23 protein-coding genes and 1 pseudogene are annotated in these 26,846 nt (G+C 45.3%); 23 read left to right on the forward strand and 1 reads right to left on the reverse strand.

Going from position 1 to position 26,846, the window contains the following annotated elements; translation table 11 throughout:
• The 4 genes from BM210_RS32400 to BM210_RS32415 all read left to right on the forward strand — a co-directional run.
• Positions 1–302 (forward strand): IS3 family transposase (locus BM210_RS32400; RefSeq protein ID WP_143101146.1); only part of this gene is annotated, 302 nt, incomplete at its 5' end.
• Positions 303–560: 258 nt separating this feature from the next.
• Positions 561–1,511, forward strand: a complete 951-nt coding sequence (locus tag BM210_RS32405) for an ABC transporter ATP-binding protein (RefSeq protein WP_091176817.1) — start codon at positions 561–563, stop codon at positions 1,509–1,511.
• Complete coding sequence (locus BM210_RS32410; protein WP_091176818.1) at positions 1,508–2,608, forward strand: ABC transporter permease; 1,101 nt, start codon at positions 1,508–1,510, stop codon at positions 2,606–2,608. The genes BM210_RS32405 and BM210_RS32410 overlap by 4 nt, the downstream gene beginning before the upstream one ends.
• 374 nt (positions 2,609–2,982) lie before the next feature.
• Positions 2,983–4,584 carry a glycosyl hydrolase family 18 protein gene (locus BM210_RS32415; RefSeq protein WP_091176819.1) on the forward strand — a complete coding sequence of 534 codons (1,602 nt, stop codon included), beginning with the start codon at positions 2,983–2,985 and terminating at the stop codon, positions 4,582–4,584.
• A gap of 119 nt (positions 4,585–4,703) precedes the next feature.
• Here BM210_RS32415 and BM210_RS32420 read toward each other — a convergent pair whose 3' ends face one another.
• Positions 4,704–4,937, reverse strand: a complete 234-nt coding sequence (locus tag BM210_RS32420; RefSeq protein ID WP_091176820.1) for a DinB family protein — start codon at positions 4,935–4,937, stop codon at positions 4,704–4,706.
• Positions 4,938–5,164: 227 nt separating this feature from the next.
• On the opposite strand from BM210_RS32420, the gene argC reads away from it, so the two are divergent.
• The 19 genes and pseudogenes from argC to BM210_RS36440 all read left to right on the forward strand — a co-directional run.
• Positions 5,165–6,118, forward strand: coding sequence for an N-acetyl-gamma-glutamyl-phosphate reductase (gene argC, locus BM210_RS32425; RefSeq protein ID WP_091176821.1), 954 nt, complete (start codon positions 5,165–5,167; stop codon positions 6,116–6,118).
• 93 nt (positions 6,119–6,211) lie between these two features.
• A complete protein-coding gene (locus BM210_RS32430; protein WP_091176822.1) occupies positions 6,212–6,742 on the forward strand; it encodes a DinB family protein in 531 nt (176 codons plus the stop codon).
• Positions 6,743–6,755: 13 nt separating this feature from the next.
• A complete protein-coding gene (locus BM210_RS32435; RefSeq protein WP_256224192.1) occupies positions 6,756–7,037 on the forward strand; it encodes a DUF3139 domain-containing protein in 282 nt (93 codons plus the stop codon).
• Positions 7,038–7,346: 309 nt separating this feature from the next.
• Complete coding sequence (locus BM210_RS32440; RefSeq protein WP_091176823.1) at positions 7,347–8,510, forward strand: Gfo/Idh/MocA family protein; 1,164 nt, start codon at positions 7,347–7,349, stop codon at positions 8,508–8,510.
• Positions 8,511–8,525: 15 nt separating this feature from the next.
• Positions 8,526–9,629 (forward strand): Gfo/Idh/MocA family protein, encoded by a 1,104-nt coding sequence (locus BM210_RS32445; RefSeq protein WP_091176824.1) that lies wholly within the window; start codon positions 8,526–8,528, stop codon positions 9,627–9,629.
• Positions 9,629–10,477, forward strand: a complete 849-nt coding sequence (locus tag BM210_RS32450; protein WP_091176825.1) for a sugar phosphate isomerase/epimerase family protein — start codon at positions 9,629–9,631, stop codon at positions 10,475–10,477. The genes BM210_RS32445 and BM210_RS32450 overlap by 1 nt, the downstream gene beginning before the upstream one ends.
• A 74-nt stretch (positions 10,478–10,551) precedes the next feature.
• Entirely contained in the window at positions 10,552–11,412 is an 861-nt protein-coding gene (locus BM210_RS32455) for a helix-turn-helix transcriptional regulator (RefSeq protein WP_091176826.1), read from the forward strand.
• 193 nt (positions 11,413–11,605) lie between these two features.
• Positions 11,606–12,634 carry a C-terminal binding protein gene (locus BM210_RS32460; protein WP_091176827.1) on the forward strand — a complete coding sequence of 343 codons (1,029 nt, stop codon included), beginning with the start codon at positions 11,606–11,608 and terminating at the stop codon, positions 12,632–12,634.
• A gap of 164 nt (positions 12,635–12,798) precedes the next feature.
• The gene (locus BM210_RS32465) at positions 12,799–13,245 is read left to right on the forward strand and encodes a GNAT family N-acetyltransferase (RefSeq protein ID WP_091176828.1); all 447 of its coding nucleotides are present in this window, start codon (positions 12,799–12,801) and stop codon (positions 13,243–13,245) included.
• A 296-nt stretch (positions 13,246–13,541) separates the two neighbouring features.
• A complete protein-coding gene (locus BM210_RS32470) occupies positions 13,542–14,477 on the forward strand; it encodes a phosphotransferase (protein ID WP_091176847.1) in 936 nt (311 codons plus the stop codon).
• Positions 14,478–14,664: 187 nt separating this feature from the next.
• Complete coding sequence (locus BM210_RS32475; protein WP_091176829.1) at positions 14,665–15,183, forward strand: GNAT family N-acetyltransferase; 519 nt, start codon at positions 14,665–14,667, stop codon at positions 15,181–15,183.
• 248 nt (positions 15,184–15,431) lie between these two features.
• Entirely contained in the window at positions 15,432–16,382 is a 951-nt protein-coding gene (locus BM210_RS32480) for an ABC transporter permease (protein WP_371263577.1), read from the forward strand.
• A gap of 16 nt (positions 16,383–16,398) precedes the next feature.
• Positions 16,399–17,277 (forward strand): carbohydrate ABC transporter permease, encoded by an 879-nt coding sequence (locus tag BM210_RS32485; RefSeq protein ID WP_091176831.1) that lies wholly within the window; start codon positions 16,399–16,401, stop codon positions 17,275–17,277.
• Positions 17,278–17,328: 51 nt separating this feature from the next.
• Entirely contained in the window at positions 17,329–18,915 is a 1,587-nt protein-coding gene (locus BM210_RS32490; protein ID WP_091176832.1) for an extracellular solute-binding protein, read from the forward strand.
• A gap of 74 nt (positions 18,916–18,989) precedes the next feature.
• Positions 18,990–20,756 carry a sensor histidine kinase gene (locus BM210_RS32495; RefSeq protein WP_091176833.1) on the forward strand — a complete coding sequence of 589 codons (1,767 nt, stop codon included), beginning with the start codon at positions 18,990–18,992 and terminating at the stop codon, positions 20,754–20,756.
• Positions 20,750–21,511 carry a response regulator transcription factor gene (locus tag BM210_RS32500; protein ID WP_256224194.1) on the forward strand — a complete coding sequence of 254 codons (762 nt, stop codon included), beginning with the start codon at positions 20,750–20,752 and terminating at the stop codon, positions 21,509–21,511. Before BM210_RS32495 ends, BM210_RS32500 begins: the two co-directional genes overlap by 7 nt.
• 17 nt (positions 21,512–21,528) lie before the next feature.
• Positions 21,529–23,904, forward strand: a complete 2,376-nt coding sequence (locus BM210_RS32505) for a glycoside hydrolase family 95 protein (RefSeq protein ID WP_091176834.1) — start codon at positions 21,529–21,531, stop codon at positions 23,902–23,904.
• 31 nt (positions 23,905–23,935) lie between these two features.
• Positions 23,936–24,703, forward strand: a complete 768-nt coding sequence (locus BM210_RS32510; RefSeq protein ID WP_091176835.1) for an SDR family NAD(P)-dependent oxidoreductase — start codon at positions 23,936–23,938, stop codon at positions 24,701–24,703.
• Between the two features lie 1,699 nt (positions 24,704–26,402).
• Positions 26,403–26,468, forward strand: a pseudogene (locus tag BM210_RS36440) (hypothetical protein); the annotation flags it as partial.
• Positions 26,469–26,846 lie beyond the last annotated feature (378 nt).

The raw sequence follows: 26,846 nt of genomic DNA on the forward strand, positions 1-26,846 counted from the left end.
TATTGATTCATTCTGATCAGGGCTGGCATTACCAAATGCCCCAATATCAGCAGTCATTGAAGGAACAAGGCATAACACAAAGCATGTCACGTAAGGGGAACTGTTACGACAATGCCGTTATGGAGAATTTCTTTGGGATCCTAAAATCCGAGTTTCTATATACAGAAGAATTTGATAGCATTGAACAATTCAAAGTAGAACTTGATCAATATATCCACTATTACAACCACAAACGAATAAAGGCAAAACTAAAACGCATGAGCCCGGTACAGTACCGAACTCATGCGTTAGAGGTAGCCTAACTATATACTGTCTAACTTTTGGGGGTCACTTCAAATACTGTAGCTCCTTTTTCTTTTGCCCAAGTAACGGCAGTTAAGTTCACTAGCGCAGGTAGGAAATTATCTTAATTTAGCGAATATAAAGTACGATGTAACGTAAAAATACAACAGTTGCTATAAGAAAAGTCTTACAGTTTTTTCAAGAGTACAAACTTTGCATGAAGGAGCCAGATTTTCAGATACAATATTAGTAGGAATGTCGAAAGGGAGGATTCAACCTTGGTCAACGCCATTATAGAAGTGGACGGACTAGTCAAACGTTATGGGAAATTCACCGCGGTGAACGGAATTCATTTCAAAGTGCATGAAGGGGAAGTATTCGGACTGCTCGGGCCGAACGGGGCAGGCAAAACGACTACGATGGAAATGATCGAAGGTCTGCGACGACCTGATGAAGGGAGGGCACTTGTCGCTGGCTTCGATACAAAAAAAGATTTGAAAAAGATCAAGGAAATCATCGGCGTTCAGCTTCAATCGACGTCACTGTTCGACCTGCTCCACGTTCACGAGATTATTCGTATGTATGCAAGCTTTTATCCAAGCACAGTAGCGATCGAGCCGCTGCTCGACGACATGATATTGCGCGAAAAAATGAATGACCGCGTCAAAAACTTATCCGGAGGCCAGAAACAGCGTCTTGCCATTGCACTGGCGCTCGTGAATGATCCCAAGGTGATTTTTCTGGACGAGCCGACAACCGGACTCGACCCTCAAGCTCGGCGTACGTTGTGGGATATTGTGCTTCGCCTGAAGGAGCGCGGCAAGACAGTGGTGATCTCAACGCACTACATGGAAGAGGCTCATGTGCTTTGCGATCGCATCTGCCTTATGGATAAAGGGGAAATCGTTGCGTTGGACACGCCGGAGCAACTCGTCCGCAGCCTACAGTCAGATAGCGCCATTGAGTTTCGGTTGCCAGAGCGGATTCGAGAAGATGAGGCACAAAAGCAGGAAGTGCTGACACTTGTACAGTCATTACCTGATGTGAAGCAAGTTGACCAGCGCAAAGACACCTTTGTGTTGTACACTGATCATTTGCAAAATGCGCTGACGGCTTTTGTACAACAAGCCGCTGAGCAGAATATCCGGGTTTCCGATCTGCAAACACGCACAGCAACGCTCGAGGACGTGTTCATCCACATGACGGGAAGGAGCCTGAGAGAAGAATGAAAGCGTATCGTCAATTGACCTTAGCCCAGTTACGACTTTTTGGGCGAAATCGGCAAGTATTATTTTGGACACTTGTTTTTCCGATCTTTTTCATGGTGATGCTCGGTTCATTCTTCGGAAAAGGGGACAGTACATCGCTCTACGTCACCATTATCGACCAAGACCAGACGACAGCGTCAAAAGCGCTTCTATCATCCATGAAACAGTTATCCATCTTACAGTTAAGCGAAAGTACCGACCTCGACGCCGCGATGACAGATCTTAAGCATGGCGATCGGCAGCTCGTCGTCGCTGTCCCCAAAGGGTATGAAGCTGCTGTAAGCGCTAAATCGGCTTCTATGCAGGGCTCCAAGCTCACTGTTTACTACGATGAGACGAGCCAAACAACCAATCAGATCGGGCTCCCAATCATGTCTCAAATCGTCGACGGCATTAGTAAGCAGATCTTAGGTTACACGCCTGTTATTACGATTCAATCTCAGGCGGTACAATCTCTTAACCTGAAGTATATCGACTTCCTTGTCCCGGGAATTGTCGCAATGATGATTATGAGTAACAATATGAACGGCGTGGCTGGCCAAATCGCATCTTGGCGCGAGCGGGGTATCCTCCGGCGTCTCCAGAGTACGCCTCTCCACCCGAGGAGCTTCATCGCCGCTCAAATTACGGCCCGACTGCTGTTGAACGGTTCGCAGGCGGTAATCGTACTGCTAATCGGCAGCTTGATTTTCGGAACACAAGTGAATGGTTCGTGGGTGCTTCTGTTAATGTTCGTTGTACTTGGAACACTAACGTTCATGTCGATCGGCTTTATCATCGCCGCGCTCGCCAAAACGCCGGAAAGCGCTGGTCCGATTGCTGGCTTCGTATCCTTCCCACTTCTTTTTCTTGGCGGCGTCTTCTTTCCGATTAAGAACATGCCTGAGTGGCTACAGCCCGCAGTCAAGTTGCTGCCGATCTCGCATCTGTCCACATCATTGCGCCAAATCATGAATGTCGGAGCTTCATTTGTTGACCTGTGGCATGAAGCCGCGCTGCTTGGCGGCTGGATGCTTGTAGCTTTCATTATTGCCACCCTAACATTCAAGTGGGAGTAACGAAAAATAATTTTAGTCCTAAAGTAATGCACAAAGTATTAGTGTAACAGATCAGTATTCAGCTAACACAGCATGGATAGTTCAACATCAGAAGGGCTGCCGTATGGTTCGTATGGTAGCCCTTCTCTTCGTTTACAGGCAGGAAAGTTCAATAAATTCGAGATGCTTCTGAGTAGAATCTATATTGAGAGGTTCATGAAGATAACTTGAGAAGACTATTTATTATTGCATCGATCAGCTTGTTGCCATTATCAGATATCTATCAGTCATTGATCATTGATATAGTCGGAAATTTGAAGAATTCTATGATTCTGGCAACCTTTATCTACTAGGGTACGTCTAATAGAGTTGAGGTCTTAGAGGAGGAGAGAAATATGTATAAAAAAATAATAGGATTGGCCGCAGCGTTGCTGTTCGCCACAGCAGGTAACGCCCATGCTTATGATGTCCCTATGACCGCTTACAAGGATGTGACGGAGCAGTCTTGGGAACAAGATTACGTGTACACTTTATCTGCTCTCGGTATTATAGAAGGTTATCCGGATTCCCAATATCATTCCGGGGAAGCATTGTCCCGGGAAGCCTTTATCAAGCTTTTGGTCACGGCAGCCAAATTGGATATATCCCGATCCTCAGGGATCTTACCGCCGGATGCCGTCAACCGCTGGTCGGCGCCTTACTTGGCATCAGCCTTGGAGCTGAATTGGATTGATTTTATGGTAAACGCGGCAGGTGAAATAAAGCCGGAGCAGCCCATCACGCGTGAAGAAGTGGCTGCCGTCGTCGGGAAGTATCTATTGGACAAAGAGGGGGCAAGCGGCTCGCAATGGCTGGCGGGAGAGTGGTCGAAGGAACAGGGTGCGCAAGCGTATAGCGACAGCCCCCGAATCAAGGAAAGCCTGGCACCGTACGTGTTCTATACCATAAAACGAACGGTCATGGAAGGCGACAGTCAGGGCTTTAGACCGGAGAGCGGTTTGATCCGCAGCGAAGCGGCTGCTGTGATTTATCGCTTGCTCGATATCGAAGCAGCTGGCCGTAAGCTGGAAGCGACAGGGTTCTATGCAATCAAGTCGAGCCCGGCCATCGGCCGGATGCCTCTTGTCGATCATGTTGTGATGGGCTGGTCCCATCTCGAATATGAAGCTGCGGGCACGTCCAAGCTAGATATGGAAACAGCCACCTATAGAGTTCCGGACGGTTACGCGGATGTGTTGACTGCAGCCAACCAAGCGAATATCAATAAGGACTTGATGGTGTATTTCGGTGATGGCAAAAAGCTTTCGGCATTTTTAAAGGACATGCCTGCACAAAAGAATTTCATAAGTCAGGTTGCTGCGAAGCTGGCGGACGCGTCATTCGGATTTTCCGGAATTTCTCTTGATTTTGAAGGATTGATAGAAGCTTCGGACGCTTCCTATTATCTGCAGTTTGTCCGAGATCTGAAAGCGGCTATTGGGGGCAAATCTCTCTCCGTATGCGTACCGACGGATCATTATTACAAAGGCTACGATTTCAAAGGACTCAGTGAAACGGCGGACTCCCTGATTCTTATGGCTTATGATTTTACACATGCGGATTCGCGTCTGCCTTCCGCTCCATTGCCGCTGGTCCGGGATGGGGTAGAGAGAGTGCTCAAGCAGGGAGTGCCTGCAGATAAGCTGGTGCTGGGCATTTCCAAGCAGGCAAATCAGTGGGTCACAACAAACGGCATTACGACAACCGCCATGCCGGCTATTGAACTGGTGGAAAAGCGCTTGGCTGATCCAAACGCCGCCAAAACGCGGAGCATGCCATATTTTCTGGAGCATGTTCATTATCAGGATGGCGGAACGGTCAATGATATTTATTACGAAGACACGACAAGTATTGTCAAAAAAATCTGGCTCGCCAAAGTCTACGCCCTCAAAGGTATTTCCCTCTGGCATATGGGGAATTTCACAGCGAGCGATTGGGAAATGATTGGTAAAAGGTAACGGTCTTGTATGATAAGCTGACCCGGAACGGACATCTTTTGTCTGAACCGGCTCGGCTTATAAAAGAATCTGATTTAAATCTGCACCTGCAAAAGCGACCACCTAAGATAATATCTGTGCTACAAGCCAGACACTGCCGACGCACTGGCGTTGTATTCATCCTGGTACATAAAAAGTCCATATTCCCTCATAACAGAGGAGTGGCCTATTTGACGAAGCATAGCAGACAGATTACCTCGGTGGTACGTACCATGATTCACAACTTGTATAAATTCTGAATATCTGGTGTTTAGTATTCCAGCGTAAGGATTATCCAAAACAACCTCGTTCTCAAGATCCGCAAGCTCCTTAATACATGCTTTGAATCTCGAGGACTAGTCGTCATACATAGCTTTCATTTCCTCAAGGCTTCTAACTTCTGCATCCGCCTCAATTTGAAAAGAAGCTTCCATAATATTTGATACACATCTTCTGCTGGACGTTGAGCTAAATATTTACAATTAAGGCTGGATGGCAATTCAAGAATTGTGTATAATTATACATAACAATGTATTTGTATTCGATTTTTTGGAGGGTTATTATGAAATATAAAGTATATGTTGATGGACAAGAAGGGACTACAGGCTTAAAGATATTTGAGTATTTGTCAAAACGATCAGACATTGAAGTTCTCAAGATCGACTCCCACAAAAGGAAAAATCCTGAAGAACGGAGTAAATTTCTTAATGAAGCGGACATCGTTTTTCTTTGTCTACCCGATTCAGCTGCAAAAGAGTCCATAGCACTTGTGAAAAGCGAAAAAACAAAAATTATTAATACAAGCTCTGTCTTTAGAACTGATAAAAATTGGGAATATGGCTTGCCTGAGTTGAAAAACCAAAGAGAATTAATTCGGAACTCATCGCGGGTCTCAGTTCCAGGTTGTCACGCAACAGGCTTTATCCTTACGATTAGACCGCTAGTTGAGGCCGGAATAATCCAAAAAGATTATCCTATTACGTGTTATTCTGTGACAGGTTATTCTGGAGCTGGAAGAAGTGGAATAGAGGAATATGAGAATGCAGCGTTAGTTGCCGCAAGAAATCTTCATGTTCCAAGACACTATGCGCTGCAAGAAAATCATAAGCACATACCTGAGATGTTATTTTATTCAGGACTTCAATTTGAGCCATTATTCACGCCAATTAAAGCTAATTATGCACAAGGACTAGCAATGACAGTTCCCTTAATAAGTAGATATTTGCCTAAAAGAGCTTCTGCAAAGGATGTACATGAAGTATTAGCAAGGTATTTTGAATCGGAGCGTTTTGTAAATGTAATGCCGTTCGATTCAGAGGCTTATCTTGATGAAGGACAATTCATGATTTCTGAATGTAATAACACGAACCGTCTAGAGATTTTTGTTTTTGGTCATAACGATAAAATAAATATCATTTCAAGATACGATAATTTAGGTAAAGGTGCCTCAGGTGCCGCGGTACAAAATATGAATCTTATGTTAGGCATTGATGAAGGAGATAGCTTGGTGAATTAATTAGTTTACGATGGACGTTCACTGTTAGCGGGGAACGAGCACAATGCATAATAAATGTGAATACGAAATGAAAGTCAGGGAGGAAGAGCTAGGATGCTTTACGATTTACAAGGCGAAGCCGATTTGTCACCTATTGTGGGAATATTATATTCCGCTGTGGTAGAGAACAGCCAACGATTACATGTAATCACTAAAGGCATGTCCCAAGAAGAAGTAGATTACAAGGGTCCTAATAACAACTTTAATAGTACTGCTCAATTAATACAACATATCATGTATGTTGATATTAATTGGGTTTATAGAATGAAAGATCAACCACTAGATCATTCTTTAAAAGTGCAATACGGCCCCATGATAGATGCAAATAATAGGCTTCCGATGGTCAAAGGGAAGTCTTTGAACGATCTTATTTCTAATTATGAAGGTGTAATGAAAATGTTGAAAGATGCATGTACACAATTAACAGATGCTGACCTTAATAACGTAGTCACTTTTGGACATGAAAATGAAAAGCAAGCAACCCTACGCTGGGGCCTATGGCATATGGCAGACCATAGTCGCTATCATCAGGCTCAAATTAATCTGCTTAGAAAGTGGTATAAAGAAAATTGCTTGTCAAATTAAAGGGGTTGTCTCGTTGAAATTAATAAAATGGATACTAGCCTTTTTTGCGGACAGAGTGACTAATTACCTTTTGAATGAACAACATTATAAGAAAAATGAAATTAAATCAGTTAAAGGAATCTGGGGTGTGAAATTGCCGGCATTTTACACGGTTGTTGTATTTGAAAATGAACCGTACGTAGAATACTTATATTTTGCCCATAATAAAATAATGCAGTTTAGCCATAGCGTTACTGAAGAAGGTAAGCAATTAGGAATCACTGACTCAGAGCTTAAAAATATGGCCGCGAAGTAAGCAATAGTCGTTGTTCTAAGAAATTAAACTAAAGAAGAATGATCGTGGAGTTGGCTATAGTTTGTCGGATTAATACGATGAGCTAATGGTAATCATTCAGAACGTGTCCGCAAGCACGCTATTGCGGGCTTTTGCTGTTCCTATCAATGAAATCGATTCCTCGTTTCGAGTTGAAAAATATACATATGACAATGAGAGTTAAATCATTCCCCCTTTTTTAGCAATCATAGTGAAGAGGTCAAGCCAATAATCATGTTACGATAACTACGAGAAATTGATAATGAGCAGCATGAAAGGGGCGATTGACGAATGAGCAAGGTACGAATCGGCTTGGTAGGTGTAGGAAGCATGGGAACAGCACATGCTCGATATTTAATTGCAAATGAAGTAGAAGGTGCTGAACTTACTGCCGTTTGCGAGCAAAGTGAAGAGCGTTTGCAAGTATTTACAGAGGAGTTCGGGAGCTCTGTAGCTTGCTATAATAGTTATGACGCGATGCTTGACTCTGGTTTGGTGGATGGCGTGCTGATCGCGACACCTCATTATTTTCACCCGGAACAAGCAATAAAGGCACTGAACAAGAATCTGCATGTCTTGATTGAGAAGCCGGCGGGCGTTTACACGAAGCAGGTTCGTGAGATGAACGAGGCCGCAGCAAAAGCAGGTAAAGTGTTCAGTATCATGTTCAACCAACGGACAAACCCATTGTACTGCAAGCTAAAAGAGCTGATCTCATCCGGGGAGCTCGGTGAAATACGTCGAATGAATTGGATTATCACGGACTGGTATCGCTCCCAAAGCTACTATGATTCAAGCGGATGGCGGGCGACATGGGCCAATGAAGGCGGCGGAGTACTGATTAATCAAGATGCGCATCAGCTTGATTTGTGGCAATGGGTTACAGGTATGATGCCGACGCGTATCCGGGCATTCTGCTCGTTTGGCAAGCATCGGAACATCGAAGTCGAGAATGAAGTGACGGCATACGCCGAGTATGAGAACGGTGCAACTGGGGTGTTCGTGACATCCGTTTGTGAGTCTCCGGGGACTAATCGCTTCGAGGTTACAGGTGACCGCGGTAAAATCGTTATCGAAGACGGAAAGATGACTTTCAGTCGTCTGCGGGTCCTTGAATCAGAGTTCAACAGCACTTTCAAGGGCGGGTTTGGCCAACCGGAATGCTGGAAATTCGAAGTACCTGTAGCAGGTAAAAACCCTCAACATAAGGGTATCACGCAAAATTGGGTGGATGCGATTAGCAAAGGAACTCCGTTGATTGCACCAGGAGAAGAAGGCGTCAAGGGGCTAATGCTTTCGAACGCGATGCTGCTTTCTACTTGGACTGATAACTGGGTCGATCTGCCGATTGATGAGGAATTATTCTATGAGAAGCTGCAGGAGAATATTCGTAACTCCCGATCGACCAAAAATCCATTGGAAAACCGTACTCTGAATGTAAGCGGAACTCACTAAGGAGGAAAGCGGCCGATGAATAAGAATGATGGTATGAACTATGCTCCCAAAGGCAAGCCGAACCCGGTTGTTAAGCAAGGCGAGTTTGTTTTTGCCGCTATGTCGTTAGAGCACGGTCATATCTATGGCATGTGCAACGGACTTATCGAGGCAGGGGCGAAGCTCAAATGGGTACATGACGCCGATCCGAAGAAGGTAAGCCAATTTGTTCAAACGTATCCTGGGGTTCGTGTAGCCTCGTCCCAAGAAGAGATTTTGCAGGATCCTGAGGTCCATCTCGTTGCTGCGGCAGCGATTCCTTGTGAACGAGGACCGCTTGGCATCCAGGTGATGCGTCACGGCAAAGATTATTTTACGGATAAAACGCCGTTTACTACGTTGGAGCAGCTTGCTGAAGCGCGCGAGGCTGTCAAAGCGACAGGTCGCAAGTACGCAGTTTATTTTAGTGAGCGACTGCATACGGAAAGCGCTGTTTATGCAGGTCAGCTAGTGAATGATGGGGTGATCGGAAGCGTTGTTCAGGTTCTCGGACTCGGACCCCATCGGCTCAGTGCAGGGACGCGCCCCGCATGGTTTTTCGATAAGGCCAAATATGGAGGCATCCTTTGCGACATCGGAAGCCATCAAATTGAACAATTTCTTTATTTTACCGGCAGTAAGGGCGCCAGCCTTCAGCACAGCAAGGTCGGAAACTACAATACTCGTGAATACCCAGAGTTCGAGGATTACGGGGATGCGACGTTTGTGGGCGATAGCGGCGCGACAGGGTATTTCCGCGTAGATTGGATGACACCGAATGGACTAGGCACCTGGGGTGACGGACGAACGATCATCCTTGGGACGAAGGGTTACATTGAGCTCCGTAAATATATCGATATTGGTCGAGACAGCGCTAGCGATCATTTGTATTTAGTTGATGGCGAGAAGGAGCATCATTTGGAGCTAAACGGCAAGATTGGCTTTCCGTTTTTCGGAGAACTCATCTTGGATTGCATGAACCGGACGGAGAAGGCAATGACGCAGGAGCACGCTTTCAAAGCCGCCGAGCTATGCCTAATAGCCCAGAGAGATGCAGTTATTATATCGAATCATAATTCTTATACTGGAGGGAATAACTAATGAAATTATCTGTATTTACCGTAGCTACACCGGATTTGACTCCGGAGCAATTGTTGTCAACTGCGAAAGCAGCAGGCTTTGAGGGTGTTGAATGGCGTTATAAGAGCATACCGGAGGAACTAAAATCGGAGCCTCTATCGTTCTGGGGGAACCACTTATGCTCTATTCCTGAGCATGGTAGTGAAGCTGATTGGAAGTTCTATAAGGATGCGTCGGAAGCTCAAGGGTTACAGATATTGAGCGTTACACCTTATATAACTGCCGGTGATCTGGAAGAAACTGAGCGTGTGCTAAAAGCGGCCAAGTATCTGGGTGCTAGCTTCATCCGCTTGGGGGTTCCGCGCTATGACCGAACTAAGCATTTCAATGAGTTGTTTGAGTTAGAACGAAATTATATTCGCGATGCTGAAATATTATGCAAGCAGTACGGCGTGAAGGGTCTGGTCGAGACGCATCATGTAACGATAGCAGCCAGCGCAAGCGCAACATATCGCTTAATTGAAGGTAGAGATCCGAACGCAATCGGCGTATTGTTCGATCCGTGTAATATGGTCTATGAAGGCTTTGAAAATTATCGGATGGGGCTGGAATTGCTCGGACCATATGTAGCTCATGTGCACATGAAAAACGCTTCTTGGACACAGACAGGTACTAACGACGACGGCAGTGCAGTTTGGTCCGTAGGCTGGGCGCCGTTGAAGCAGGGAGTTGTACCTTGGAAGCAAGTCATTGATGATTTGAAAGCGATAGGTTATGACGGCTGGATCGGTTTCGAGGATTTTAGCAAAGAAAAACCTACTGAACAGAAGTTACACGATTTTGTGCAGTATGTGAGATCTCTGTTATAGGTTATCGCTAGTCGAGCCGCTTCGTAGTATGATAAGGGAAATAACCACCTTTAGTGTGAGACGGAGTAGGTTCTATGTGTGCATCTACACTTCATCTGAATTCTATATTCGATTTTTCGTATCGACAAAACCAGCCGTATAACCAATCGGCGTTTCATTCACATCCGAATTATGAGGTCTACTATTTTCATAGTGGGAAATGCAGTTTCCTTATCGGAGATCGCATTTATGTGCTTGCGCCCGGCGATTTGATCCTTATGAACGGGATGACGCTGCATTGTCCGAAGATTGACCCTAATGTCGAGTATGTCCGATCTACGATTCACTTTGAACCGAAACGGCTGCAGCCACTGCTTGGAACGCAGACGGAATTACCGATTCTACAGCCATTTCAAGAAATGGGGCATCATTTGCTTCGTTTAAGTGAGAAGGCAAGGACAGAAGTTGAACGAATTCTTGAGCACATGCACCACCAGAATACGAGGCATGATGTAGTCGGTTCTTTCCGAGCCAGACTCGCGTTTGTCGATTTGCTGACGCTAATTTACGAGCTGTGCCTACATCCGCTTGAGCATGTTAACGTCCAGTCTACGGTGAAGGAAAAAACGGTGCAGCAGGTGATCACGTTCCTGGAATCACATTATGCTGAAGATATAACCCTGGATCAGGTTCAGAAGCATTTGCATGTTAGTAAGTTTTACTTGTCCAAAATGTTTAAGGAAGTAACCGGCGTGACGATGTTCGAGTTTGTATACCGGCGACGTATTAATCAAGCTCGTATCGAATTTGTACTCGACCCAAGCGTATCGGTCACGGATGTATGCTTTCGGGTTGGCTTTAAGCACTTGGCACATTTCAGCCGAGTATTTAAGGAGCTTGTGGGTGTAACTCCGGTTCAATATAAGAAATCACTGACGGCAACGACGGTACAATAATAGCCGGTCTATGCTAACATGTTGATAGGTATTTACATTAGGGTATGGATCAAAATTTGGGCTAAGTAAACTTGGACATGCTCAATAGTTTAAGGGAGGAGCGCTCAGGCTCCAACCTTAGACTGTCGAGAACTTCATCAGTTTATCTTTCACTCCATATTCTTCATTATAATGATTAGGAGGCTTGGGGATCATGCGCCCATGGAAAGTTGTAGTAACCGACTGGGAATACCCGGATCTGCGCTTCGAGGAAGCGGTGTTTCAAGCGTATGGCAATATCGAGCTGGTAACGGCACAATGCCAGACCGAGGAAGAGGTAATCGAGGTTTGCCGTGATGCGGACGCGATGATCAATCAGTATGCCCCGATTAGCCGCAAAGTACTCGAACAGCTTGAAAATTGCAAAGTGATCACGCGCTACGGCGTAGGTGTCGATACGATTGACCTCGAGGCGGCAAAGGACAAGGGCATATGCGTGGCCAACGTTCCTGATTATTGTGTGGATGAGGTTTCAGATCATGCATTAGCCTTGTTATTATCTTGGACCCGCAAAGTGACAATGGCGAATCATTCTGTCAAAAATGGGATCTGGGATTTCAAGGTGACACAGCCTATTTACCGTCTGCGTGGTCAAACAATCGGTCTGATCGGCTTCGGCAAAATTCCGCAGTCGTTAGCTGAGAAGGTAAAGCCCCTTGGGCTTCGCGTTATCGTAGCAGATCCTTACTTCACTCAAGAAGACGCTGTGGAAAAAGGCGTAGAGCTCGTTTCTCTTAGAACGCTGTGTAAGGAGGCGGACTATATTTCGGTTCATGCCCCTTTGACTGCGGCTACACGAGGAATGATCGGTGAAGAACAATTCTCACTTATGAAAAAGGAAGCTATCCTGATTAATACATCACGGGGACCGATCGTCAACGAACAAGCGCTGATCGAGGCACTGGAGAAAGGAACCATTGCAGGAGCTGCTCTCGATGTGGTTGAATCAGAACCGATAGACTCAGATAATCCACTGCTTCGGATGGAGCAAGTTATTTTAACACCACATGTCGCCTGGTACTCCGAGCAATCGGCCGCCGAATTGCGTTCCAAGGCTGCCATGGGAGTCGTCGATGTATTAATACACGGAGAGTATCCTAAATATTTAGTCAATCCCAAGGTCAAAGACAGTGTTCAGCTCAAGCTGTCCAATGCCGAAGACCGATACTCCAAGCTTGTTTAAAATCCAAAAAAGCTGCACCCCTGCCGATCATTGCGGCAGGGGTGTTTGTATTCTCTTTTCCACCATGGACACATTGAGAAACTTGGCTTTAGTTTAACTAATTGTAAATATAAAGGATAAATATTATAATATGGAAATATTGATAGGCTAAAGGGGATAACACAATGTTTAGAAGAGCTGTTGTAGATGATATACCAAGCATCGCGGCACTTAAATATAAAATGCTAGAAGAGACAGGCATGGCTCATCGATTGCTACCGGATTTCCATCAAATGGTTGATGAAGATTACAGACAGTTTTATCATTCAGGTACTGCACAACATTTTGTTGTAGAACGTGATAGTCAAATTATTGCATGTGCGGGAGCCTTTATTAAAGACGATGCGCCATATCGGTATCTCAAACTCCGCTCCTATGGATTTATTGCCGATGTTTATGTGGAACCACAATTTAGAAGACAGGGTTTAGCCAAAGCATTAACGAATGCAACTTTGGATTGGTTTGCAGAAAGAAATATCCGATTGTTTCGACTTGTGGCAAGTGATGAGGCTAGACCATTATATGAATCACTAGGTTTTTCAGCAACAAAGGAAATGGGAATGTTCCGGTAATTTATTGCTTATCTGCATACACGGAAGCGAGAAGTGATGGTGAATTTCCATCATCATCAATGACATGCCGGCAGGCTAAAATTTAATCGAAAAAAGCCTTTGGGATAAAAACCAAAGGCTTTTTGTATGACTATTTTATTCAAGACCTTATTCAACATCATAATCGTACATAAAGAAAAAGTCTATACTTTCGTTTGGATTTTATTTACTATTGGGTTGCCGGCAAAACTTAAAAAATGGAGTGTTGTTCAATGGACATTACTTGCCACCTCGATCAGGCCGATTTACAGGATTATATGGGGAAGGTTTTTGGTACCGGTTATTTTATTATCAGTGTATCGAAAATGCATGGCGGTGCACAAAAAGTGGTCTATAAGATCGACTGCAGCAATGGATTTTCCTGCGTTTTGTATGTGTGGGATCTTTCCATGAATTATTTTAAAGAAGAAATAGCAAACGAAGATATAAATGAACAATCGTATGGTAGTGATCTATTTGAATTAAACAACAAGTATTTAACACAACATGGAATTCAGACTCCCTCTCTCTATGATTTGAATAAGGAAAGAAACCGTTACCCTTTTGATTATGCCCTCGTTGAATATGTAGATGGGCATAAGGCAGAAGCTTTTTTCCACCATTCCGATCCACGCATTCAAGATAAAGTGTTTCAGTGTCTGGGGGATATGCTTACGGGTATGCATACCAACGAAAGACATAGCTATGGGAACTCGAACCATAGCAGGATTAACACAGAAAATTGTCATCTCTTGCAATTGGAAAATGCGAAAGCGCAGCTATCATATGCCTCCCAACATATTGAGAACATCGGGTCCAATCAAAGCAAGTTGCTTGATACTTTGTATGAGCTTGAATCAAGAATTAAACCTAGAACGCAGTATGGGTTTATTCACGGGGAACTGGGTCCTGACCATGTTTTGATTAATGACAAATTAGAACCTTTTTTGATCGATATCGAAGGGGCGATGTTCTTTGATATTGAGCATGAACACAGTTTTTTAGAGTTTCGGTTTGGGGATTTCTACAGGTATTTAAAGAACGATACTCTCGATCCTAATAGGATGTTGTTCTATCGATTCCACCACCATATATCGTTAACTTCGGGTGGTTTGAAGTTGCTTCATAGAGGATTTCCAGATCAGCAATTTGCAAAAGATCTAGCCGATCATCACGCCCAATGTACAATGCGATTTATTGAAGGTTTTAAATAAAATAGCCGTAGACATGCCAGACTATACTCATACTCGTACAGCTATCGGATAACAATAGCTCTCAATTACAACCAGGACGAGGCTGCCGGCATGATAAGGCAGTCTCGTTGCGCTAAATTGATTAGAAAGTAAAAAGGGGAATGAAAATTCCCGACGAATTAATAGTCGTTATCAAAGGAGGAATAGGATGATACATAATCTTGAAGTGAGATTAAGAAGAATGGAAGAAATCGATTATGAAAATATGCTGGAATGGCGGCATGATGAGGAAGTTATGAATTTTTACAGTAATCCACATGATATTTATACTATTGAGAAAGTAGTAAATAAATATAAATCGAGAATTGATGGGAAGGATAAGAAAATCCCTTGCATTATCGAATATTGTGGAAATCCAGTAGGATATATACAGTTTTATGAGCTCGAATTAGCAGAAAAACAACAATATGAGTTAGTTCTGGATACAATAACGTACGGCATGGATGTACTAATAGGAGACAGTAGATATAGAAATAAGGGTATTGCTACTCAGGCTATTCAATTACTACAAAAATATTTATTTGATAATTTGAAGGTTCAGAAAATTGTATTGAAACTCGCTAAGGAAAATCTTAGTGCGAATAGATGCTATGAGAAATGCGGATTCAGCAAATCAAGAGACATTAATGAAAAGCTTATCTTGATGGAATATTCATACCCTATTTAACATTTGGGTCATTTAACTAATGAAAAAAACGATTGTTCCATACCGATAGATTGCCTTACATTCTCTTGGTAAAAAGACCGTCAGGAGAAATTTCCCTGACGGTTTTACTAAATTGGTCATTTCGATTTTACGTTATGAAGAATGGATAACACTTTCTTAAAAATGGTGTCTGTTTTTCCTTCATTTCTGAATGTATGATAGATCTGAGGGAGGGGTGAAACATAAAAAAGCAAACGACACTTGGAAACATAAGGGTATACAAAAAGTCCGACATTTGGAAGCGGTTTAAAAAGCAGCGAGCGCTGCAAGCGTTTGTCCTGTTTGGCGTGGTGCATTTGATAGTCTTCTCATATACGCCAATGTTTGGAATATTGATGGCTTTCAAAAAGTATTCAATCGTTACCGGCGTACAGGGGATTTTTACTAGCCCTTGGGTGGGACTGCAATATTTCAAGGAATTTGTAACCGATTACCGATTTGGCCAAATCGTAAGAAACACGCTTGTGCTTAGTTTTCTGAAAGTACTCTTTACGTTTCCGATTCCAATTATTTTTGCCATCATGCTGAACGAATTGCGCAACATCGCATTTAAGAGGTTTGTACAAACGGTAAGCTATTTGCCTCATTTTATTTCATGGGTCGTCGTTGTTGGTCTGGCATTTTCATTTTTTTCATCGGACTCAGGCATGGTGAACAAAGTATTGATCTCGCTGGGAATCATTGAAGCTCCTCTGACAATACTTACCGATGCCAGATCATTTTGGGGCCTTGCTGTCGGGAGTGCCATCTGGAAGGAGATGGGCTGGTGGGCCATTATTTTCCTCGCTGCTGTGGCGGGTATTAACCCTTCCCTCTACGAAGCGGCACAAATAGACGGTGCAGGAAGATTGGCCCGAATCCGCTATATTACGCTGCCGGGCATCAAGGGAACGGTAGTTGTCGTGCTCATCCTTACCGTGGGCAATATTCTAGGCGGGGGACTGGTGGGATCGAACTTCGAACAAGCTTTTTTACTCGGAAACGACGTGAACAATTCGACATCCGAAATCGTACAGACGTATGCTTTCAAGGTAGGGCTGGCCGATGGCAGATACTCTTATGCAGCGGCCATTGATTTGATCCAATCGATCATCTCTGTTATCTTGATTTTCCTAAGCAACTATACTGCGAAAAGAGTAACTGGTTCAAGTTTATTTTAGGGGGAATTGATACGATATGCTTTCTCGGGGAACATGGGAAGATAAGGCGATTGACGGCATCAATTACACTCTTCTCATCCTGATCGTTTGCATGACCTTATATCCCTTTTATTACGTGCTCGTCTTATCGTTTAATCAGGGAAGCGATTCAGTGGTTGGGGGCGTCTACTTGTGGCCGAGAAATTTTACCGTTGATAATTACGCTACCTTTATGTCGGACTCGAACTGGTACAAAGCGTTCGGCGTTACCGTTTCAAGAGCGATAGTGGGATCGGTTCTGGGTGTTTTGTTCACCTTATTGATGGCCTACGGATTGGCCGCTAAAGATCTTCTGTTTCAAAAAACTTACTTTACGATCGTTATATTTGCCATGTATTTTTCAGGCGGACTGATTCCGTATTACGTTGTGCTGCGTTCTCTGGGCTTGCTGAATACGTTCTGGGTGTATGTGATTCCGACGATGATAAGTACGTTCTTTCTGTTGATCGCAGTCTCTTTCTTTCGCGAAATCCCTCAGGAATTAAGGGAGTCGGCACATTTGGATGGAGCGGGCGAAGTTTCCATATTCATCCGGATCATCCTTCCGATATCTAAGCCGCTTATCGCGACCATGGCCCTGTTTATGGGTGTCGGACAATGGAATGCCTGGTTAGATTCCGTTTATTTTGTTCAAAATGACAATTTGAGAACGCTTACTTTTCGGATGATTGAAACGATAAACAAAAGCCGGGTTCCCATTGATGCGATAGCATTTGCCTCGGATGCTTCCAACGTGACCAGTTATTCTCTTCAGGTGACTGCGCTGATTGTTTCCATTGCTCCGATCATTTGCGTATATCCGTTTTTACAAAAGTATTTTGTTCAGGGCATCATGCTGGGTTCAGTGAAAGAGTGAGAATCTTAATCAAAATCATGAAGCAACTGCTAAAACGAGGGAGGGGTTTGGATGCGCAAATTTACTGTAAAGCGGTTGGCGAGTTTGACATTGGCAGTACTGATGATCTCATTGCTGCTGTCAGCTTGCAGTGGAAATGGCGGAACGAACGGTACCACCGGCGAAGCTGGGAATACCGGGGGAACGACGGATAACAAGAAAGCGAATACGGCGAACAAAGAGCCTATCGAGCTCACCTTGTTCATTAACCACAACTGGTACCCGATCAAGGAATTTAAAGGTCCGATCGCCGACAAAATTACAGAAAAAACGGGCGTCAAGCTTAAAGTAACCGTTGCGACGGACGAAAAGCAGCTTCCCGTGATGATCGCTTCAGGCGATTTGCCCGATATGATTTTTACAGCTACTGAAATTGATCGGCTTTCGAATTCTTCCCTATCTTATTCCTGGAATGAACTGATTGCGAAACATGCGCCCGATTTTAAAATCGATCAGACCCGAATAGCGGTCAATACTGCGGAAGACGGCAAGTTCTATACGATTCGCAATGCCTTTGCGACGCAGGAGGAATGGGATGCCAACAAGTTCGCATTGGGCAATGACGGAAATCCGGGCGTAGGCGTCAGAACCGATATCATGAAAGAACTTGGAAATCCGCCGATCAAGACGCTTGATGATTTTGTCCGTGTGCTGGAACAAGTGAAAAGTAAATATCCGGATATGGTTCCGCTGATCATGGACAAAAACTGGATGGAGCAATATTTCAAAGTGCAGTTTGGCATCGATGTTGGCAATGACTTCTATGAACAGGACGGAAGCTTGCACCTTGGCCTCACTCATCCTAAAATGCTCGATTATTATAAATTTATGAACAGCTTGTACAGAAAGGGACTTATATTAGCGGAAAATTTTGCTTTCAGTAACGACCAAATCGACAATCAATATGCAGAAAGCGGTAAGGCGTTTGCTCATATGCATACGGTCAGCATTTCCGATGGCGATAATACGAAGCTTGAGCAGCAGGGTAAAAACTTCAGATTCCAACAATTGCCGACAGCCTTGACGCCGGAAGCCGTCATTGTGAATGCAAGTATCGGGTGGTCGGGAACTTTCATCACGAAGAATAATAAGCATCCGAAGGAATCGATTCAACTTATGAAGTATTTGGCCAGCGAGGAAGGCAAGCAGTTGACCATGTTTGGAATCAAAGGCGAGCATTGGGACTTGAGCCCGGAAGGATATCCGAAATTCAAGTACAACACGACGGACGGGAACTTTATCAATGCTACCGGATTGAAATGGTGGTACTTATATTCGGACGCCATCGTCGAAGGTCTTCGGGGATATGTTCCCGGTACACAAACGACCGAAGCGTTGCTGCAGGCCAAAGCCATTACGAAAGTCCGTCCTGTATTGGGATTAATTCAACCTTTGGCGGATTCCAATGAAAGAACTATCAAAACCAAAATCGAGACGATGATCACTACGGAGAAGGTGAAGATCTTTTTGTCCAAATCCGAGGAAGAGGCGGTCCAAGCTTATAAAAATATGTTGAATATCGCCAAACAAATCGGTCTTGAGAAATACGAGCAATGGGCTACCCAGCAATATGCGGAGAAGAAAAAGCTGCTGAAATAGATTGTACCGCCACCATTCACAAGCTCCTCGTTAGTGATATAATCGGAGTAAAATCATGACATGAGGTGCTGGGTATGGGTCGCAACATAATTTCCGTAAAGCATTTTTTCTCTGGTGTAAGCATTGTCAAAAAAATGATCATCGGCTATTTTTGCATCATATTTTTGCCCGTCGTTACTTTCGGAATCTATTACTATAACCAGATGAGTGAAAGCATGATGGAAAGTGTCGTGATGAACAGGCAGCAGATCATGGAACAAGCCTACTACAACCTGAAGGTAGATTTGGATCATTTTGAATCGTTGTATCATTTGCTGCAGTACAACTATTTTGTCATCGACTATCTGAACGGATTTTACGAAACCGATTCCGAAAGCGTATACAATTACCTCCGTTATATTAGCCCATTGCTGTTATTTTCGGTTTCAGGAAATCCCAATCTGGCTAGCATTAAAATTTACAAGAACAAGGACGAAGTATTTCCGATCCCGACTCAGATTGTTAAAATCAATGAACTGAATACTGGTATCAAGGAGAAAATCGACAAGCTGAAGCCTAATGAAGGCATATGGATTTATGAGACCGAAGATCATGCTGGATTAACTTCGCTCTATTATTACCATAATTTGTATGATAACTCATTTATTGAAAATTTGGGTGTTCTGGAGATTAAAGTATCACCCAGTGTGTTTAAGCCTTTTTTCAAAGCTTTGGGCGCAGATTCCCATTGGGAGGTGTACTTGCTTACGGAACAAGAGGATATCGTAAACTTGGCTTTTGTTCCACCTCGCCCAAATGCAAATAAAGACATATCCGATCTGAAAAAGCTGAGCAGCCATTCAACCGTATTCAACAGATTGAGGATCGATAAGCTGAAAATGAGTGTAGTTACGATCGGTGAAGTTAATGAAATGTTCGGAGATATTAAGTCAAAAGAAAAGGTTTTGGCCGCCGCCATTTTTGTATTGCTGTTATTGTTGTCCTTTATTTATTACATATTTGCCTCATCGGTTGCCAAACGTCTTACACGTCTTGCCAGGCATATGAGATCGGTCGGAGAAAACAATTTGAAGGTCTACCCTGACCAAGGAAATGAAGATGAGATCGGTTTTTTGACCTCCTCTTATAATTCGATGGTTAGACGCATTGAAGAACTGATCAACAACATTCATCGCGCTGAATTGCTTCGAAAGGAAGCGGCCTTCAAAATGCTGCAGGCTCAGGTGAAACCGCACTTTCTGTACAATACGCTGGAAACGATCCGGATGATGGCTGAAGCCAAAAATGTGCCGGAAGTGGCTGAGATTGCTTATTCGTTCGGGCAATTGATGCGGTACAGTCTGACTTCCTCACACGATGAAATTCAGTTGAGCAAGGAACTTGAAATGGTTGGAAATTACTTGAAGATTCATCAAATTCGTTTGAGAAATCGGCTCCGGTTTGAAATGGACGGCATTTCCATAGCGGATTGCGTATCGTGCCCCCGTTTTATATTGCAGCCGATTGTGGAAAACTGCGTTGTTCACGGTTTATCCAAAACGAGGCGGCCGATAGAGATCCGGATTGGAATTTCACAGGACGATACGTTTATCGTGATTACGGTTGAAGATAATGGGGGAGGGATGTCCCACAGCAAATTAAGCGAATTACGTTATACGCTGAGCAAGCCTGCGGATGCAACGTTTCAAGCCAACGAAGGCGGATTTGGTCTGATAAGTGTTAGCGAGCGTATTAAAATTTATTACGGCAGCGGTTCGCGGCTTGAAATGGATAGCGAAGAAGGAAAGGGAACGACGATTCGATTATTCCTGAATAAAAAGGGGGATGATGTCGATTGCTGAAACTCATGATTGTCGACGACGAGCCTTATATATTGGAAGGTTTAGCGAAAATCGTAAGAGAAGCGGGGACGCCGTTCACCCGAATCGAAGAAGCGCTGGATGCCGTTGAGGCCACTGAGAAAATGAAAGATTTTGTACCGGATGTTACCATTACCGATTTAAATATGCCGGAAATTAGCGGATTCGAGCTCATTGAGGAAGCCAAACGGTTAGGTTATTGCAATCGTTTCATTATTCTTACGGGCTACGATAAATTTGACTATGCACGCAAAGCCATTCGAACAGGCGTAATCGACTATTTGCTGAAGCCAATCAACCGGGACGAAATTATCGCATTGCTGCAGTCCATCGCCCTGGAAATCGAAACCACACACAAGATCGCCGATCACAGCGAATATGGCCGTCATATGGACAAAATTTTACATTTTATCGAGGATCATTATGATAACAGTCTGTCGCTTGAAGATCTGGCCTGCCACACTGGTTTGCACCCGAACTATATCAGCGGTTTATTCCGCAAAGAAACCGGTTTAACTTTTGTGAACTACCTGAATTCGTTGCGCATTGACAAAGCAAGAAAATTGCTTGAAACAAAGCCGCATGTTCCGGTCAATACGATCGGCCAGCAGGTCGGTTTTGACAGCCCTCAGCATTTTACGAAAGTGTTTAAAAAGTATACGGGAATTACGCCCGGTTACTACAGATTGGCGGAAGATAACGACAATGAGAGAGGGGTCAGAATGGACCCTTCATAAAAAGGAGCGGGCAAACAATGAAACTATGGTACGCTAAACCAGGGAAATTATGGAATGAAGCATTACCAATCGGGAACGGACGGCTCGGAGGGATGGTTTTCGGCGGGAGCGGAACCGAAAAGATCCAATTAAACGAAGACACATTATGGTCCGGCGAGTTTCGCGATCTCAATAAGGCAGAAGCGCTTGAATACTTGCCGCAAGCGAGAAAGCTGATTGCGGAAGGCCGTTATGTCGAAGCCCAGCAAGTGGTTCAAACGAAAATGTTGGGCGAATGGAATGAATCTTACATGCCTCTTGGATACTTGAACTTGGCTTTTGAACATGGGGACGACGTAACGAATTTCTCCAGAGAACTGGATCTCGATACGGCCGTTGCCAGAGTGCGATATCAAAAAGGAGATAACGAATTTACCCGCGAGATGTTTGTTTCGGCGCCCGACCAAACGATTGTGGTTAGGTTAAGCTCGAAAACCCCGGGAGGCTTAAGCTTCCGCGTAAGTTTAGACAGTCAGCTGCCGTTCACGGCAAAAGCTGATATTCACAACACGCAGATCTCGATGAAGGTTCAATGTCCTTACCATGTAGATCCGAATTACGTGAATGATAATGATGAGCCTATCGTCTTTAGGGAAGGGAAAGGGATGCACGCCGAAACCGTTCTGCATATCGTCATGGAAGACGGCCAACTGACTGACAGCGGTAATGGCGTCATTACGATTAATGGAGCAAGCGCGGTGACACTCTTGCTCGCTGCAGCGACCAACCATCGTGAATTAAAGGGCAGTCAGGCAGATGGCAGTCAAGCCGATGAAGTATGCAGACTGACGATCGCAAATGCTGCGGCGATTTCCTATGATCGTCTGCGTGAACGTCATGTAAACGATTATTACGCTTTGTATGGAAGAGTGGAGCTGGATTTGGGCGGTCAAGAGGAGGATACGATACCGACAGATGTGCGATTGGAACGGGCAGCAGCAGGACATGAAGACTCTGAACTGGTTGCAACGCTGTTTCAATTCGGACGATATCTGCTTATTGCTTCCTCTCGCCAAGGAACACAAGCGGCTAATCTACAAGGAATTTGGAATGATGAGGTTCGTCCGCCATGGAGCAGCAATTATACGACAAATATTAATACACAGATGAATTATTGGCCTGCAGAGGTTTGCAATCTTTCGGAATGCCACCTGCCTTTAATGGATTTGATCGAGGAAATTAGCATCACCGGGCGCGAAACAGCGATGACGCATTATGGTAGCCGCGGCTGGACGGCCCATCACAACGTGGATTTTTGGCGGACTACGGTTCCTGCGAAAGGCAGAGCGTGTTGGTCGTTCTGGCCGGTTGGCGGTCCTTGGTTAAGCCTTCATATGTGGGATCATTACGAGTTCACGCTGGATCGGGATTTTTTGGCGCAAACGGGTTACCCGGTTATGAAAGAAGCGGCTTTGTTTTGTTTGGATTGGCTGATTGAGGACAAAGACGGCTACTTGACGACGTCGCCATCTACTTCTCCAGAAAACGAGTTCCTGACTCCTGATGGAGAAGCGTCCGCCACCTGCGCTGGTTCGACAATGGACCTGTCGATCGTACGTCAATTGTTCGGGCATGTGATTGAGAGCAGCCGTATTTTGGACCGGGACGCATCTCTTCGTAAGGAGCTGGAGCAAGCTCTTGCGCAGCTGCTGCCCTTCCGGGTTGGACGTCACGGGCAATTGCAGGAATGGTCCATCGATTTTGACGAAACAGAGATCGGGCATCGCCACTTCTCCCATTTATTTGGATTGTTTCCAGGCAATCAGGTTGACATTCACACGCAGCCGCAACTGGCAGCGGTGTTCCAAACAACGCTGGAACGCCGTCAACTGCACGGTTCAGGAAAGAAAGGATGGCCCGGCGTGTGGTGCATGCATTTTTGGGCGAGACTTGAGAATCCGGATAAAGCATACTCGCAAGTACAAAAAATGCTGCACGACCAACCGTCATTTTATAATAATTTATTGAATGGACGCAACGTCTTTCAGATAGATGGGAATTTTGGGTTCACCTCGGGAATTGCCGAGATTTTGCTGCAATCCCACGCTGGGGAGCTATCCCTCCTTCCAGCTCTGCCCTCGGTTTGGGCGGAAGGGCATGTGAAGGGACTTCGCGCAAGGGGAGGCTACGAGGTGGATATGGATTGGAAAGACGGGAACATCACGCGGGCCGCTATTCATACGAAGGGAGCGGAGGCAGGCGAATGCCGAGTGAGATTGTCCGGCGCCAAGCTCCTTTCGGTACAGGCAGCTGTGGGCGAAGCCGTTGATTTCGAGTTCGTGGAGCCTTCCGTTTACCGGTTTGCGACTTCCGGCAGCGGTTCCTACATCCTGCAAACCGCAAGTGCGCAATGATCAAGAAGAGAACGCGAAGGGAGGGAACCGGATGAGCCTGCAAGAAAAGGTCGCCTTGGTGACGGGAGCTACAGACGGGATTGGGAGAGCGGCTGCAGAAAAGCTGGGAGCGCTTGGAGTCAGAGTATCCGTATGCGGCAGAGATCAGGAGCGGGGAGAAGAAACGGTGTCCCGGATCGTTAGCCGGGGAGGTCAGGCGGTTTTTATCCGCGCTGACCTGCTTGATCCCGAAACGCCGTCGATGATGGTCGAGAAGACCATCGCTCATTGGGGTGGTCTCGATATCTTAATCAACAATGCTGCTACAGTTTGCAACAAACGCGTCGAAGATATTTCACATGACGATTGGAACCGGCTGTTCGCCGTCAATTTAAAGAGTCCATTCTTCACGATCCAAGCCGCGCTGCCGCTGCTCAAACAAAGTCGCGGCAACGTCATAAATGTCAGTTCCATCAATGCGATCAAGAACGGCGTAAACAATGTCGTATACGATTCATTGAAAGCGGCCTTGAACCATATGTCGCGGGGGTTGGCAAAGGACTTGCACGAGCAAGGAGTTCGCATCAACGTACTGATGCCCGGAGGAACACGAACTTCTTTGCTATACGAATGGTTCGGACAGCAAATCGATGACCCTGAAGCATTGAAGGAAAAAATAGCAGCGGTTCAAACGGAAAAACGGATGGCCGATCCGGACTTTATGGCAGACGCTATCGCCTTTCTGGCGGATGATGATAAATCGGGATGGATTAATGGTGCAGCCATCCCGATTGACGGCGGATTACTTTTGAAATCGTGAAGGAGGAAAAGATGGGGGAAAATCTGGATCAATTCGTTTCGACCGATCGTTGGGATAAGCCTCAATGGGCGCTATTGCAAAGAAATCTGATTGGGCTGCTGAACCGGGCGGCTCCGGAATTTGTGGAAAGGTATACGCGAGCGGACGGGACCTTAATCTGGCGCAGTGATTGGCCAGGTATGGATGGTTCAGACGATCCTTATGAAGGGTTTAAAAATTTGGCGTTACTGTATGTTCTTGGCGGCAATGAACAGTGTCTCCATCTGGCAAGACGAATGTGGGAGACGATCACCTGGCAGTGGACGGAATACGGACAAATTTATCGTGAGTTTGATGCCTATTATGATTGGATGCATCATGGCGAGTCATATATTTACCTTTATTTCCTCGGATTAGCGGATGCTTCCTCGCTGATGGATCGTCAGCGGGCGGTACGTTTCGCTTCGTTTTACGACGGCTCCGACGCCGAAGCGCAGAATTATGATCCCGAGAAAAAGCTGATACGCTCCCCGATAAGCGGCAGCAGAGGTCCGCGCTTTGAAACGACGGAAGAAGACTGGTGCACCCACCGAGGGATACTTGACCACTACTTGCCGCCTTTCGAAGATTTGCCCGGTGTTCCCTTCCCTTCTAATACATGCGCATGGTCGGATGACGGAATATACCGCAGCATCATTGATACCATGAATGAGCGCATGACGAAGGGGGACGTCCCGCTTAATCTCGTTTCGACATCGCTCTTGGCGCATGCGTTTCTGCATACAGGAGAAAAAGGCTACAAGCAATGGGTATTGGATTATCATGCCGCCTGGAAAGAAAGAACTGTCCGCAATGGGGGAATTATCCCTGATAATGTAGGATTGGATGGGGAGATTGGCGCCTATAATCAGGGGAAATGGTGGGGCGGATATTACGGTTGGCGCTGGCCTCACGGCTTTATGACGATTATCGAACCGCTTGTTGTTTCTGGATTGAATAGTTTGCTGTTGACGGGAGACGACGGGCAGCTTGATCTCGTACGTTCGCAGCTCGACAGACATTGGCAGCTGCGCCGTGAGGAAGATGGCAGGTGGTTTGCGCCTCACCGCAAATTTGATACGGGCTGGAGCGATTACCGTCCAGTCAACCCTGTCTATGGCGTGCATTTATGGGCTATGTCGATGAAGGAAGAGGACGCCGAGCGTGTGGAGCGAATCGGGGATACAGCCACGGGTATGACCGCTCCGGCGATACCTATTGGCAAACATCCGAAGACGGGTGAACTCTCGCCGAGTTATCCCAGAATGACGAAGCATTTTATTGCCAATACGCTGCCATGGTTCAACTACATGAGAGGACGCAATCCTAATTATCCGGTCCAAGCGCTAGAAGCGAATCTGGAATTTATCCATTATCAACTCGACAAGGTGCGTTCGGAGGAAGGCGATCCGGCTGTCTGGGCGCTCGACGGCTACAATATCGGCTCGTTGTCAACCATTCATAAATGGCAGGACATATGCCCGATCATGATGGAGCAATTGGCGCAGTTGACTTTGGGAGCTCCTATGCATATAGCGCATGGTGGATTGCAGTTCGGACGGGTCAGGTATTACGATCCTGCCCATCGCCGGCCCGGGCTGCCGGATTCGGTAGCTGCATTAGTGGAGCAGCTTGGCGCTGATTCCTTGACCTTAAGCCTGGTGAACCTCAACGACTCCGAGGCCAGATCGGTGATCGTTCAGGCGGGCGTATATGGGGAACATCGTTTCGGCCATTGTTTGGCTAGGAACCAAGACGGAATTGAAATCGGTGCTTTCAAGACTGACGGCAAATGGCTGCAACTTCGGCTGGAGCCCGGCTGCGGCGTGAAGCTGGAGGTACAGATGGAATTATTCTCCGAAAAGCCGTCCTATGAAACGCCGTGGTTCCGCACAGAGGATGGAACGGTTTTACGTGGAAGGTCGAGCGGATCCGTTGCGAAAGACTAATTAAAAAAAGTTTGGATATATGGAGCAGTTGGGAATCGGTTCCATAAAAGAATCTTTCTCGTCCCTTAGGGGACGGGAATTTTTCCTTTTCACAGCTTGTATACAGCAGCAAACCGAAATATCTGTAAAGCGGATTGTAAAATCAGTTGTAAGGAAATGATATTTCGCAAGCATAG

The sequence above is a fragment of the Paenibacillus sp. 1_12 genome (genome assembly GCF_900114475.1).
In the GTDB taxonomy this organism is placed as follows: Bacteria; Bacillota; Bacilli; order Paenibacillales; family NBRC-103111; genus Paenibacillus_S.

Excerpts from the sequence above, each read along its gene's own strand:
- BM210_RS32410 (WP_091176818.1), top strand. The coding sequence starts at position 1,508 with ATGAAAGCGTATCGTCAATTGACCTTAGCCCAGTTACGACTTTTTGGG.
- BM210_RS32415 (WP_091176819.1), top strand. The coding sequence starts at position 2,983 with ATGTATAAAAAAATAATAGGATTGGCCGCAGCGTTGCTGTTCGCCACA.
- argC (WP_091176821.1), top strand. The coding sequence starts at position 5,165 with ATGAAATATAAAGTATATGTTGATGGACAAGAAGGGACTACAGGCTTA.
- BM210_RS32430 (WP_091176822.1), top strand. The coding sequence starts at position 6,212 with ATGCTTTACGATTTACAAGGCGAAGCCGATTTGTCACCTATTGTGGGA.
- BM210_RS32440 (WP_091176823.1), top strand. The coding sequence starts at position 7,347 with ATGAGCAAGGTACGAATCGGCTTGGTAGGTGTAGGAAGCATGGGAACA.
- BM210_RS32445 (WP_091176824.1), top strand. The coding sequence starts at position 8,526 with ATGAATAAGAATGATGGTATGAACTATGCTCCCAAAGGCAAGCCGAAC.
- BM210_RS32450 (WP_091176825.1), top strand. The coding sequence starts at position 9,629 with ATGAAATTATCTGTATTTACCGTAGCTACACCGGATTTGACTCCGGAG.
- BM210_RS32455 (WP_091176826.1), top strand. The coding sequence starts at position 10,552 with ATGTGTGCATCTACACTTCATCTGAATTCTATATTCGATTTTTCGTAT.
- BM210_RS32460 (WP_091176827.1), top strand. The coding sequence starts at position 11,606 with ATGCGCCCATGGAAAGTTGTAGTAACCGACTGGGAATACCCGGATCTG.
- BM210_RS32465 (WP_091176828.1), top strand. The coding sequence starts at position 12,799 with ATGTTTAGAAGAGCTGTTGTAGATGATATACCAAGCATCGCGGCACTT.
- BM210_RS32470 (WP_091176847.1), top strand. The coding sequence starts at position 13,542 with ATGGGGAAGGTTTTTGGTACCGGTTATTTTATTATCAGTGTATCGAAA.
- BM210_RS32475 (WP_091176829.1), top strand. The coding sequence starts at position 14,665 with ATGATACATAATCTTGAAGTGAGATTAAGAAGAATGGAAGAAATCGAT.
- BM210_RS32485 (WP_091176831.1), top strand. The coding sequence starts at position 16,399 with ATGCTTTCTCGGGGAACATGGGAAGATAAGGCGATTGACGGCATCAAT.
- BM210_RS32490 (WP_091176832.1), top strand. The coding sequence starts at position 17,329 with ATGCGCAAATTTACTGTAAAGCGGTTGGCGAGTTTGACATTGGCAGTA.
- BM210_RS32495 (WP_091176833.1), top strand. The coding sequence starts at position 18,990 with ATGGGTCGCAACATAATTTCCGTAAAGCATTTTTTCTCTGGTGTAAGC.
- BM210_RS32505 (WP_091176834.1), top strand. The coding sequence starts at position 21,529 with ATGAAACTATGGTACGCTAAACCAGGGAAATTATGGAATGAAGCATTA.
- BM210_RS32510 (WP_091176835.1), top strand. The coding sequence starts at position 23,936 with ATGAGCCTGCAAGAAAAGGTCGCCTTGGTGACGGGAGCTACAGACGGG.